Source organism: Mesorhizobium sp. P3_A9 (assembly GCF_056402975.1).
In genome coordinates this window covers 1-11,809 of the sequence record NZ_JBFUGJ010000182.1, presented here as the reverse complement: position 1 = coordinate 11,809, position 11,809 = coordinate 1, and the positions used below count along the sequence as shown (strand labels likewise).

General features: G+C 64.4%; 11 protein-coding genes. 7 read left to right on the top strand and 4 right to left on the bottom strand.

Annotation, left to right across the window (positions count from 1 at the left end):
* The first annotated feature begins 345 nt into the window (after positions 1–345).
* The 3 genes from AC1DX0_RS22030 to AC1DX0_RS22020 all read left to right on the top strand — a co-directional run bounded on the left by AC1DX0_RS22030 (position 346) and on the right by AC1DX0_RS22020 (position 4,299).
* Entirely contained in the window at positions 346–1,287 is a 942-nt protein-coding gene (locus AC1DX0_RS22030; RefSeq protein WP_477223918.1) for a MurR/RpiR family transcriptional regulator, read from the top strand.
* A 197-nt stretch (positions 1,288–1,484) separates the two neighbouring features.
* Positions 1,485–3,272, top strand: coding sequence for an NAD(P)-binding domain-containing protein (locus AC1DX0_RS22025; RefSeq protein ID WP_477356852.1), 1,788 nt, complete (start codon positions 1,485–1,487; stop codon positions 3,270–3,272).
* A 445-nt stretch (positions 3,273–3,717) separates the two neighbouring features.
* Complete coding sequence (locus AC1DX0_RS22020; protein ID WP_477223916.1) at positions 3,718–4,299, top strand: CatB-related O-acetyltransferase; 582 nt, start codon at positions 3,718–3,720, stop codon at positions 4,297–4,299.
* Positions 4,300–4,316: 17 nt separating this feature from the next.
* Here AC1DX0_RS22020 and AC1DX0_RS22015 read toward each other — a convergent pair whose 3' ends face one another.
* Together AC1DX0_RS22015 and AC1DX0_RS22010 are read right to left on the bottom strand one after the other, a co-directional pair.
* Positions 4,317–5,552, bottom strand: a complete 1,236-nt coding sequence (locus tag AC1DX0_RS22015) for an amidohydrolase/deacetylase family metallohydrolase (RefSeq protein ID WP_477356850.1) — start codon at positions 5,550–5,552, stop codon at positions 4,317–4,319.
* A 29-nt stretch (positions 5,553–5,581) separates the two neighbouring features.
* Positions 5,582–5,947, bottom strand: coding sequence for a RidA family protein (locus AC1DX0_RS22010; RefSeq protein ID WP_027046070.1), 366 nt, complete (start codon positions 5,945–5,947; stop codon positions 5,582–5,584).
* Positions 5,948–6,166: 219 nt separating this feature from the next.
* Between AC1DX0_RS22010 and AC1DX0_RS22005 the strand changes: the two genes are divergently transcribed.
* Positions 6,167–6,652 carry a hypothetical protein gene (locus tag AC1DX0_RS22005; RefSeq protein ID WP_477223914.1) on the top strand — a complete coding sequence of 162 codons (486 nt, stop codon included), beginning with the start codon at positions 6,167–6,169 and terminating at the stop codon, positions 6,650–6,652.
* Here AC1DX0_RS22005 and AC1DX0_RS22000 read toward each other — a convergent pair.
* Both AC1DX0_RS22000 and AC1DX0_RS21995 read right to left on the bottom strand, forming a co-directional pair.
* The gene (locus AC1DX0_RS22000; protein ID WP_477223913.1) at positions 6,649–7,710 is read right to left on the bottom strand and encodes a peptidase C39 family protein; all 1,062 of its coding nucleotides are present in this window, start codon (positions 7,708–7,710) and stop codon (positions 6,649–6,651) included. The genes AC1DX0_RS22005 and AC1DX0_RS22000 overlap by 4 nt on opposite strands.
* A 76-nt stretch (positions 7,711–7,786) precedes the next feature.
* On the bottom strand, positions 7,787–8,422 hold the full coding sequence (locus AC1DX0_RS21995) for a methyltransferase family protein (RefSeq protein ID WP_477223912.1): 636 nt from the start codon (positions 8,420–8,422) through the stop codon (positions 7,787–7,789).
* A 227-nt stretch (positions 8,423–8,649) separates the two neighbouring features.
* On the opposite strand from AC1DX0_RS21995, the gene AC1DX0_RS21990 reads away from it, so the two are divergent.
* From AC1DX0_RS21990 to AC1DX0_RS21980, 3 genes are all read left to right on the top strand, one after another.
* Positions 8,650–9,444, top strand: coding sequence for a COG4705 family protein (locus AC1DX0_RS21990; RefSeq protein ID WP_477223911.1), 795 nt, complete (start codon positions 8,650–8,652; stop codon positions 9,442–9,444).
* A 79-nt stretch (positions 9,445–9,523) separates the two neighbouring features.
* Entirely contained in the window at positions 9,524–10,207 is a 684-nt protein-coding gene (locus AC1DX0_RS21985) for a winged helix-turn-helix domain-containing protein (protein ID WP_477223910.1), read from the top strand.
* Entirely contained in the window at positions 10,204–11,574 is a 1,371-nt protein-coding gene (locus AC1DX0_RS21980) for a sensor histidine kinase (protein WP_477223909.1), read from the top strand. The genes AC1DX0_RS21985 and AC1DX0_RS21980 overlap by 4 nt, the downstream gene beginning before the upstream one ends.
* Positions 11,575–11,809: the final 235 nt, after the last annotated feature.

Genomic DNA, 11,809 nt, shown 5'->3' with positions numbered 1-11,809 from the left:
CCAAGCTTCGGCGGTGTTATCTCGCCCGCGTTCATCCGCCCCTCGGAGATTGCGTGATGATCCAGTAGGTCATCAGACTGCCAGAAATCAGTCTGTAACTATCCTACTTTGCTGTCAAGCGCTCGCGGTGGTACCCTTACCATCAAAATCCCAGATTAGGATTACTGCATTGTTTTTATGATGTTTTCTCTGCCTTGAAATGCGTGTTGCTTTCCTACATACTCTGGAAAGAGAGGCGGACATACCCTCGCGGCACGCAGCGGTTGCAGCGTGACCCGACGCATGGAACGACAGCGTGCAACCATGATAAGAGGTCAGGTCAAAAGGGCAGGGGAGACCGACTTCATGACCGAAGCTGACAGCCAGGAAGAACCTGTTGCAAGCCACGATCCGGAGGGACGCGACCTCAGGCGCATTCCCGACATCATCTCGCTGGTCAAGGATTCCTACGCGGAATTGAGCCCGGCCGAACGCCGCGTCGCCGATGTCGTGCTCGACGATGTCAAATACGCCGTCGACGCCTCCAATGCGGCGATTGCCGAACGCGCCGGAGTGAGCGAGCCGACGGTGACCCGGTTCTGCCGCGCCATTGGCTGCGAGGGCGTGCGCGACTTCAAGCTGAAGCTGGCGCAAAGCCTCGTCGTCGGCGCGCTCTATCTGGCCAAGTCGCCGGCCGTCAGCAACGACAATGGCATGCCGTTCTGGAACGCCGTGTTCGGCGAGGCCCGCCGGGCCTTGCAGGAGGCCGAACGGCAGATTGATCCGGGTGAGTTGCAGAAGGCCGCCGAGTTGATCGCCAAGGCGCGGCAGGTGACCGTCTTCGGCCTCGGCGGCAGTTCCTCGGCGCTGGCGCAGGAAACCCAGTACCGACTGTTTCGCTACGGCATATCCGTAAGCGCCCAGTGCGACCCCTATCTGATGCGCATGACCGCCTCGACCTTGAAGCCCGGCGACCTGGTGATCGCCATTTCGGCGACCGGGCGCACACGCGAAGTGATCGAGGCCGTCGAGCTCGCAAAACACTACCGCGCCAACGCGATAGCCGTGACCGCGCCCGACACCGATCTCGCCCGTGCCTGCGATGTCCGCCTGACGGTGGCGGTGCCGGAATATCCCGACACGCTGAAGCCGACGGCGTCACGCTATGCCTTCCTGGCGGCGATCGACCTGTTGGCGGTGGCCTCCGCCTACAAGCTCGACGGCTCGGCGCGCGAGACCGTGCGCCGCATCAAATACAACGCCCAGATCCACCGCACCGGCAAGGAGATGGAGCCGCTCGGGGATTAGGGCGCGGTTCTCCCTTCTCCCCTTGTGGGAGAAGGTGGATCGGCGCGCAGCGCCGAGACGGTTGAGGGGTGCGCGAAGGATCGCCGTCGGCGCCAAGCTGGAGCACCCCTCATCCGACCTMGCTTCGCSMGGCCACCTTCTCCCACAAGGAGAGAAGGAAGGACCGCGCGATGCCAACCTGAAGAAAGAGGGAAAGAATGCTCGAGATCGCACCGACGAAACAGGCAGCCGCATGGCTCGAATCCCTGGCGCAGGCACTCGCATCCGGCGACGTCGCCGCGGCAAGCAACCTGTTCGTCGACGATTGCTACTGGCGCGATCTGCTGACTTTCACCTGGAACGTCACCACGATGGAAGGCCGCGAGGCCATCGCCGCCATGCTCAAGTCGACGCTGGCGACGACCAGGCCAACGGCATGGCAACTCACCGGCGAAGCAACCGTGGACGAAGGCACCATCGAGGCCTGGTTCACATTCGAAACCGCCGTGGCCTCGGGCCAAGGCATCATGCGCCTGCGCGATGGCCGTTGCCGGACATTGTTCACGGCGATGGCCGACCTTAAGGGGTTCGAGGAGCGCAAGGGGGCGGAACGGCCGCTCGGCGTGCGCCACAAGGCCGACCCCGAACGCGAGACCTGGTCGGAAGCGCGGGCGCGCGAGACGCGTGACCTCGGCGCCTCGGAGCAGCCCTATTGCCTGGTCATCGGCGGCGGCCAGGGCGGCATCATGCTCGGCGCGCGGCTCAGACAGCTCGGCGTGCCGACCATCGTCATCGAGAAGAACGCAAGGCCGGGCGATTCCTGGCGCAACCGCTACCGCACGCTCGTGCTGCACGACCCGGTCTGGTACGACCATCTGCCCTACATCCCGTTTCCGGAAAACTGGCCCATCTTCACGCCGAAGGACAAGATGGGCGACTGGCTGGAAATGTACACGCGCGTCATGGAGCTCAACTACTGGGTCGCCACCAAATGCCTCAGCGCTTCCTATGATGAAGCCGAKAAGGAATGGACCGTGGTGGTCGACCGCGTCGGCCGGCAGATCACGCTGAAGCCGAAACACATCGTCTTCGCCACCGGTGCCTATGGCCCGCCGCGAAAGATCGACCTGGCCGGCGCCGACCAGTTCAAGGGCGAATTGCTGCATTCCAGCCAATATGCCAGCGGCGACAAATTCCGCGGCAAGAAGGTGGCCGTCATCGGTGCGGCAAGCTCGGGTCATGACGTCTGCGTCGATCTCTGGGAAAGCGGCGCTGACGTCACCATGATCCAGCGTTCGCCGACGACCGTGGTCAAGTCCAGCACGCTGATGGAAGTCGGCTTCGAGATCTTTTCGGAGAACGCGCTGGCGCGCGGCATCACCACCGAAAAGGCCGACATGATCGTCGCCTCGACACCGTTCGCGCTGGTGCCCAAGGGCCAGCGCGCGCTGTACGACGTCATCCGGGCGCGCGACGCGGCCTTCTACGAACGGCTCAGCGCCTCCGGCTTCGCCATAGATTTCGGCGACGACGAAACCGGCCTGTTGATGAAAGCCTACCGCACCGGCTCCGGCTACTACATCGACGTCGGTGCTTCCGACCTGATCATCGACGGCAAGATCGGCATCCGCAGCGGCGTCGCCATCAAGTCGCTGACGGCGAAGGGCATATTGTTCGAGGACGGCAGCGAACTCGAGGCCGATGCCATCATCGCCTGCACCGGCTAYCAGTCGATGAACGAGAATGTCGCGGCACTCGTCTCSCGCGAGGTCGCCGACAAGGTCGGTCCGTGCTGGGGTCTCGGCTCCGGCGTCAAGGGCGATCTCGGCCCCTGGCAAGGCGAATTGCGCAACATGTGGAAGCCGACGGCGCAGGAAGCGCTGTGGTTCCACGGCGGCAATCTGGCGCTGTCGCGGTTTTACTCCAAATATGTGGCGCTACAGATCAAGGCGCGGATGGAAGGTATCGAGACGCCGGTTTACGGGGCGGTCAGCAACGCCGGATAAGGTTCGACCCCCACTCCGTCGAGCTTCGCTCGCCACCTCTCCCCCGATCGACGCTACGTTATGCACACATCTTCTGTGACTGGCGTGACTTATCGGCGCGAGGCTTGATTGCCACGTGGTTCCCCCAATCCGTCGCTGCTTCGCAGCGCCACCTTTCCCCCCTCCGGAGGGAAAGGAAGGGAGCGTTGCTGGACCAGCGTTGACGGCAAAAAAAGCCTGGCGCCTTTCCTCTACCCCGTCGATCGGGGGAGAGGTGGCTCGGCGAAGCCGAGACGGAGTGGGGGTCGACCAGCGCCGCAAACGCGCAGCCGAAAGACAGGCCTGCCGGTACTTTCCCCCTCGAGGGGGAACGGCTAATCGGGCCACTACTCGAAACTACTTGCGCACTTTTCAGATGCGGTGAGTAGTCTCCCTGTATTGCCTGGCATTCGGGGGAGGGAAGCCGGTGGGACTGCTGAGAGGGCTTCGCATAAAGCTGGGACTGAAGAAGGACCCGTTGCCGCCACTGCCTGGCGTCGAGATCGGTCGCCATACCTATGGGCTCACCAAGGAATCGTTCTTCGTTCCGCACGAAAACGTGCCGGTGCGGATCGGGTCGTTCTGTTCGGTTGGCCCGGGTGTTCTCTTCATCTGCGCGGCCGAGCACCGCATCGACACCGCGACCACCTTTCCGATTAAGTTTGTGAACGGAAAGATCCGCAATGCGCCCGGCACAGTCGGCAAGGGGCCGATCACGGTCGGCCATGACGTCTGGATCGGTGCCCGCACCACTATCCTTGGCGGCGTCACCATCGGCAACGGCGCGGTCATCGGCGCCGGCAGCATCGTCACCAGGGACATTCCACCCTATGCCGTCGCGGTCGGCAACCCGGCCCGCGTCATCCGCTACCGATTCAAGCCCGAAATCGTCGAGCGGCTGCAGGCGTTGGAGTGGTGGAACTGGAGCGATGACCTGATTCGCGAGCGCGTCGAGCTTTTGACGACCACTGGGGTCGAGCAGTTCTTGAGCGCGATGGGGCCGGCGTAACCACGCCGGCACTCCGCTCAATCGTGACGATGCCCGAAATGCCTGGCGGCAACCTCGACATGCGTATGGTCGGCATGCGCTTCGAAACGCTCCGTCTCGCTCAAATCGTTCGCCGCCTCGTTCGGCCACCAGGTGCCGCCGATGACRATGCCKTCYGACACCAGCCGCTGMTCGGCGACCAGCGMWGCGCCGACCGCATCGACGAAGGTGAAACGGCCGGACTTCTGGCGGAGCACGGCGACATCGCCGACGGTACCGACCGCCAGCGTGCCGAGGTCCGGCCTTGCGATCGCATGTGCAGGCCCTTGCGTCGCCGCGCGCAAAACCTCGACCAGCGGCATGCCGAGCGCGATCAGCTTCGACATGCAGACCAGAATGTCGAAGGCCGGCCCGTCGACGCAGTAGAGGTGGACGTCGCTCGAGATCACATCGGGCGCCAGCCCTTCGGCGAGCATCGCGCGCGCCACCTCGAAGTCGAACGAACCCATGCCATGGCCGAGATCGAAGATGACGCCGCGCTCGCGTGCCAGCCGCATGTCGGGGCGCACCGCGCCGGAGGCGAAGACCGGCGCGTTGGGAAACGGCCGGAAGCAATGGGTGAGGATATCGCCCCGGCGCAGGCGCGGCAGCACTTCGGAACGGCCGGGCGGCGGCTCGTCAATATGCGCCATCAGCGGCAGGCCGGCTTTGTCGGCCGCCTCCAGCGCCAGATCGACCGGCGCGATGCCGCTGGTGCCGCCGGCATGCTTGCCGGAGCGGACTTTCACGCCGACGACGACATCGGCGTGCTCGCGCACTGCTGCCACCACCTCGCGCGGCTCGCAGAGCCTGAGATCGCTGCATTCACCGACCGACACCGTCTGCGAGAAGCCGAAAATGCCGGCAAAGGAAATGTTGACATAGGCCAGGATGCGCACCTTCGAGCGCTCCATGACATGGCGGCGGAAGCCGAGGAAATTGCCGGCGCCCGCACTGCCGGCATCGATGAAGGTGGTGGTGCCGCTCTTGGCCGCCAGCCGGTCGGCGTCGACGCCGAGCGAGGTGCCGCCCCAATAGACGTGGCTGTGCAGGTCGACGAGGCCGGGCGCGACGATGCAGCCCGTCGCGTCGACAATTTTGGCGGCGCTGGTCACGGGAATATCGGCGTCGATCGCAGCGACCCGGCCATTGGCGATGGCGACATCGCGCGGCGCGTCGATGCCGGACGCCGGATCGATCAGCCTTCCACCCTTCAGCAGGAGGTCGAATTGCATGGGGGAAACCTCCGCTTCGTTATCGCTTGTCAGACCGGCCTGTACGCGACCGCCTCGACTTCGATCTTGATGTCGATCATCAGCCGCGATTCGACCGTGGTGCGGGCCGGTGGGTTCTTCGGGAAGTGCCGGGCGTAAACCGCGTTGAAAGCGCCGAAATCGCGCGCGTCCTCCAGCCACACCGTGGTCTTCACCACATCGTCCAATGTGCAGCCGGCAAGCGCCAGCGCCGCCTTCACATTGGCGAGCACTTGTTCGGTCTGTTCCGTAATGCCGCCCTTGACCACGATGCCGTCGCTGCCGACCGGAACCTGGCCCGAGACAAAGACAAAGTCGCCGGCCCGCACGGCGGGCGACAGCGGCACATGGGATGTTCCAAAAGTTTGTTTGGGCAAGGGATTGCCTCCTCTGAGTATGCGTCAGGGCGCCAAGGCGGCGCCCGCTTCGGCGCAGATTTACCGCGATCGGGGCGGTCCCGATAGGGCCCTTGTTGGAAAGCAACATTCTTCGAAATCCGCGTTGCTTTATTACAAGAGCGCTTGCATCGTGCGCGCCTGCCGGACGGCTTCCAGGCCGCGACGGAGATATCCTATGCGAGAGCGGAGAACCCGAGAATGACCTTCGACAAGAACCCGTTTCCACCAGGCGACGCCGACCGCCACGCGCTGTGGGAGATGCTGGTGCGGCGCGACATCGACGCTTTCATCGGCCAGGACTGGTCGATGGTCGAGAACGATTTCGTCGCCGAAAGCTTCTTCGGCATGCATGCGCATTTTCTCGCCAATGCCGACGCCTGGCGGCTGCAATTCCCACGGCTGGAAATCTATCGCGACGAGTGGCTGCGCCAGGCCAAGGAAACGGCGGCGACCGAATTCGCCGAGCCGCTGCGCGAAGCGATTTTTCGCGTCACCAATCTGCGCGACATCGATGTCGACGGCGACCGCGCCGTGCTGCACAAGAAGTTCGACGGTTCCATCGCCAAGGCCGATGGCAGCGTCGACCGGCTCAAATGGCAGACACTGTATTTCTGCAGGAAGGTCGAAGGCAGCTGGAAGATTGCCGGCTTTGTTGGATATATGCCGTATCCGCTGGGAGCCTAGACCCCGGGACCCGGCCCAACCAGCACCGCCGCCCGGTAGGCCGGATTGCCGTACCAGGCCATCCGGTCGAGCTCCGCCGCCATCACGGGCAGGTCGACAACGTCCATCATCTGTTCGAGCCGGTCCGGCTCAATCCAGGGGTCGTTGACGAAATAGATCCCACCGCCATGGCCATGGACGAGCACCCAGTGCGGGCAGGTGTAGCCCATCATCGGCGCCTGATCGATCAGCACCAGCGCCAACAAGCCACGATCAAGCGCCCCTCCGATCTCCTCGATCGCAAAGGCGCGGGGCTCGATCGGCAATGACGCGGCTTCGACGTCGCGCTTGAAACCGGCCTGGACGAAGCTCATCAGCCCGCGCCTTTCCTCCGAGGCGGCGCGGTCGAGGAAGATCGGTTCGGCGCTGCTCATGAACACTGCGGTCCGCAGCCCGCGCCGGTGCGCCGCCAGCGCCAGGCCGTAGGGATCGCAGCCGCCCGGCCCGCTCGGGCCGATGATGGTGGTGGCTTCACGCCAGAGCTCGACCTCCAGCGCCCGGTCCGGCCGCAAGTCGGGGTCGAGGCCGGCCATCGCCATGGCCAACGCCGACGGCCCGCAAGTAAAGCCCGCCGTCTGCGGCCAGGACGGTGGTATCCGCTCCTGCCAACGGGTCGGCTCGATGCCGATCCAGCGTTGCAGAAAGCCGTCGCGGCGCTCCCATTGGCCGCCGATGCGCAGCACCGTGTCCTCGTCGGCACGCAGGCAGAGCAGATCTTGCGCAAGCGCCTCCTTCTCCAGCGCCTCCAGCAGGCGCGAGCCGCTGATGAAGCTGGAGGCGGGCCAGAACAGTGCGATGCGCATCATCGCGGCCGCCGGCCGGCGCTGGCCGATCACGATCGCCTCGGCGCGGCCGTCGCGGTATTGCGCCACGCCGGTGACGCCAACGATTTTTTGCAAGGCGGCCAGGCGATCGCCGACCTCGGCCGGCACCGCCGCCATCAGGTCCGCCCAGGCGGAAGCGTCTTCGGCTGTGAAGACTGTCACACTGGCCCTGCCGGCCAGCAGCGAAGCTGGCATGCGGTCATCTCCGTTCAAACCAAGACCGGCCGGGCTTCCGGCAACGTCATGATTTAGCGGCAGCAGGCCTTAATGATCAGTAGAGCGTAATGAAGGCCGGGAACAGCATGCCGGTTTCCCGGAAATACTCGACCAGCTCGATGGCCGGGAAAATGGCGAGGAAATAGAGCCCGTCATAGAAGGTGCGCTTCAGCGCGCGCGGCGAGAATTGCAGCTGGTCATCGTCGCGATAGAGCAGCGGGTTCGGCCAGAACCGCGGCGTCGCCTTGGTATAGGCGGTGTAGGCCGGGCCGAACTTGCCCAGCAGATACTCGGCTTCCTTGCGCGCCGTGACGCGGAAGATGAGAAAACTGGCCACGCCAAGCACTGCCGCCGCCACCAGCGAGCCGTAGAGCAGGCCGATGCCGATCGCGCCGACCGTCGAAAAGAAATAGAGCGGGTTCTGGCTCATCGAAAACGGCCCCGTCGAAACCAGCTCCTCATTCTTCTTGCCGCCGACATAGAGGATGCTCCAGAGCCGGCCGACGACGCAGGCGAGCACCAGGCAGAAGCCGAAGAATTCGAGCGTTTCGTGCCCGTTCGAGCCCTCGGCGAGCGCCGGCTTGGTGAGGAACAGCAGCAGCACCGCCAGCACCGCCGCCGCCCGCACGAAGATCAGCCGCTTGCGCTGCACGAAGGCCTCTGAAACCGGCTTGAGCGAAGCGTAGGTCATTCGTGTTCCCTGGGGCTTGCGGGTTTCGCACTCGGGCACGCCATTGATGGCGGATACAAGGCGCCCGCTTTCTATCAGCGCAACGCGCGAGGTTCGTAAAGCCCTTTTGCGCCAACCACGGCCATCCTTACGAATTTGTATGCCTCGGGACAGGCTGCAGTGAAGTCGCTTGCCTAATGTCGAGATGCCGGATCGCTTCCACCCGGCCGCAACCTCGGGACCTATCCATGCTCGCCCCCAACACGCACCTCGCCGCACCGGACCACAACAGGGTGCCGGAGGTCACGCTCGGTTTCTGGCTGATCAAGCTGATGGCGGTCACCATGGGTGAGACGGCGGCCGACTATATCGCCGTCAATCTCGGGCTCGGGCTGACCGTCACCTCGCTGATCATGACCGGCGTGCTGATCGTCGCCCTTGTCCTGCAGTTCGCACAGAAACGCTACGTGCCCTGGGCCTACTGGCTGGCGGTGGTGCTGATCAGCGTCGTCGGCACGCTGATCACCGACAACCTCGTCGACAATTTCGGCGTGCGCCTGCAGACGACGACGATCGCCTTCTCGGTTGCACTCGCAGCGACGTTCGCGGTCTGGTACGCCAGCGAGCGGACGCTGTCGATCCACACCATCTTCACCACCCGCCGCGAGATCTTCTACTGGCTGGCGATCCTCTTCACCTTCTCGCTCGGCACCGCCGCCGGCGACCTCGTCGCCGAGAGTTTTGATATGGGTTATCTGGCGACCGGACTGCTGTTCGGCGGCGTCATCGCGCTGATTGCGCTTGCCTACTGGCTGCTGCATCTCGACGCCATCCTGGCCTTCTGGCTCGCCTATATCCTGACGCGGCCGCTCGGCGCCTCCTTCGGCGATTTTCTGTCGCAGCCGGCCGAACAGGGCGGCCTCGGCTTCGGCAGCACCTTCACCAGCCTGATCTTCCTCGGCTGCATCATCGCGCTCGTTCTCTACATGACGATGAAGAAAAACGCTGACGACATCGACGAGATCCTGCTGGAGTCGGATTGAACCTTGATTTCGTCATCCTAGGAACGGGCCCATGCCGGTGGTAGCGTGTGCCGGATATCGGCGATCAACCGGAACAGCGATGCGACTTCTTCTTGTCGAGGACGACCACAGGACGGCGGACTATATCGTCAGGGGACTGACCGAGGCCGGCCATGTCTGCGACCTCCTGCGCAACGGCCATGACGCGCTTTTCGCCGCAACCAGCGGCAGCTATGACGTGATCGTCGCCGACCGGATGATCCCGGGTCTCGATGGCCTGTCGATGGTCAAGGCGGTCCGCGCGGCCGGTGTGCGCACCCCGGCGATCTTTCTCACCTCCATCGGCGGCATCGATGACCGCGTCGAGGGCCTCGAGGCCGGCGGCGACGACTATCTGGTCAAGCCCTTCGCTTTTTCCGAGCTGCTTGCCCGCATCCATGCGCTCGGCCGCCGGCCGGCGGCGCAAGAGCAGAAGACCGTGTTGCGGGTTGGCGACCTCGAAATGGACCTGATCATGCGGCGCGTCACGCGCCAGGGCCAGCCGATCGACCTGCAGCCGCGCGAATTCAGCCTGCTCGAGGTGCTGATGCGCGGCGAAGGCCGTGTCATCACCCGCACCATGCTCTTGGAGCGTGTCTGGGATTTTCATTTCGATCCCAAGACCAGCGTCGTCGAGACCCATATCAGCCGGCTGCGGGCCAAGATCGACAAGCCGTTCGAGACCCAGCTCATCCACACCGTCCGCAACACCGGCTACAGCCTGCACGCACCGCTCGCGCCATGACCGGAACATGGTCTCGCCTGCTGCGCAGCACGCCGTTCCGGCTCGCGCTGACATTCGGCTTTCTGTTCATGCTGGCCTTCGTGCTGTCGGGCGCCATCGTCTATCAGATGATGAGCGCCGATCTTGCCGAACGCCTCGACGACACCATCAAGGAAACCTACGCCGTCGTCGCCGCGACCTACGCCGACAATGATCTCAAGGAACTGGTTGAGACCGTCGAAAGCCACTCCGCGCGCAGCCTGAAGACAGAACAGCTGTTTTCGCTGACCGACGCGACCGGCAACCGGCTGGCCGGCAACTTCACCGCCGCGGGGCTTCCCGACGGGTTCTCGGCGTTCGACGCCGTATTGCCCGGCGTGCCGCCTGATACCGAATACCGCGCCTATTCCGGCGCCATCGGCCCCAACACGCTGACGATCGCCTTCAGCCTGTCCGAGACGGAGGAACTGGAGACGATCATGCTGATGAGCTTCGGCTGGGCAACCCTGATCATCACCGGCCTGGCGGTCACCGGCGGCGCCCTGCTGGCCTCGCGTGTCCAGCACCGGCTCGACGGCATTGCCGCCACCATGGTCGACGTCTCGCATGGCCGGCTCGACACCCGCATTCCGCTGACCGGCAAGGGCGACGACATCGACATCGTCTCCAGCCAGATCAACGCGGCGCTCGACCGCCTGTCGGGCCTGGTCGAAGGCATGAAGCAGGTCAGCGCCAACATCGCGCACGATCTGAAGACGCCGCTCAACCGGCTGCAGATGATCCTGGAGGGTGCGGCCGACAAGGCCGCGCAGGATCGCGACGTTTCCGGCGATCTGGCCGATGCGCGCGCCGAGGGCCATCAGATCAACGAGACCTTCGATGCGCTGCTGCGCATTGCGCAGATCGAGGCCGGAGCCCGCAAGGCGCGGTTCACCGATGTCGACCTCGGCCTGATCCTGCAAACCATCGCCGAGATTTATGCCGACGTGGCCGAGGATGACGGCAAGTCGTTGTCGTCGGTCGAGCTGCATCAGACCGCCGCCCGCATCCATGGCGACCCGGAGCTGCTGACGCAGATGTTCGCCAATCTGGTCGAGAATGCGCTGCGCCATTGCCCGCCCGGCACGACGATCAAACTGTCGGTGGCGCGCCAGGACGATCATGTCCTTGCCGGCGTTGCCGACGATGGACCGGGCATCCCTGCCGACGAACGCGAAAAAGTGTTTCAGCGGCTCTACCGGCTCGACCACAGCCGCTCGACACCAGGCAGCGGCCTCGGCCTCAGCCTGGTCAGGGCCATCGCCGATCTGCACGGGGCGTCGATTGCGTTGGAGGATTGTGAGCCTGGGCTGGCGGTGATGGTGAGCTTTCCGCTGGCGACGGATTAGTTGGCGAAATTACCGGTGCCGACCAATGCCAGCTTGGGTTCCTCGCCCCACGAGAGTGGGGAGAGGTGGCTCGGCGAAGCCGAGACGGAGAGGGGCTGCGCCGACCGCGCCAGTTCGAGTCATTTCGCGCCGAGCCCTACGAAAGCCCCCTCTCCGGCCGCTTCGCGGCCACCTCTCCCCCGCTTTGCGGGGGCGAGGAACCCAAGTTCTGAGAAGCCCGCTCATCTATCAATCC

Bases quoted from the DNA above. Each gene is read 5' to 3' on its own strand.
- AC1DX0_RS21980 (WP_477223909.1), top strand. From the start codon at position 10,204: ATGACCGGAACATGGTCTCGCCTGCTGCGCAGCACGCCGTTCCGGCTC.
- AC1DX0_RS22030 (WP_477223918.1), top strand. From the start codon at position 346: ATGACCGAAGCTGACAGCCAGGAAGAACCTGTTGCAAGCCACGATCCG.
- AC1DX0_RS21985 (WP_477223910.1), top strand. From the start codon at position 9,524: ATGCGACTTCTTCTTGTCGAGGACGACCACAGGACGGCGGACTATATC.
- AC1DX0_RS21995 (WP_477223912.1), bottom strand. From the start codon at position 8,422: ATGACCTACGCTTCGCTCAAGCCGGTTTCAGAGGCCTTCGTGCAGCGC.
- AC1DX0_RS22005 (WP_477223914.1), top strand. From the start codon at position 6,167: ATGACCTTCGACAAGAACCCGTTTCCACCAGGCGACGCCGACCGCCAC.
- AC1DX0_RS22000 (WP_477223913.1), bottom strand. From the start codon at position 7,710: ATGCCAGCTTCGCTGCTGGCCGGCAGGGCCAGTGTGACAGTCTTCACA.
- AC1DX0_RS21990 (WP_477223911.1), top strand. From the start codon at position 8,650: ATGCTCGCCCCCAACACGCACCTCGCCGCACCGGACCACAACAGGGTG.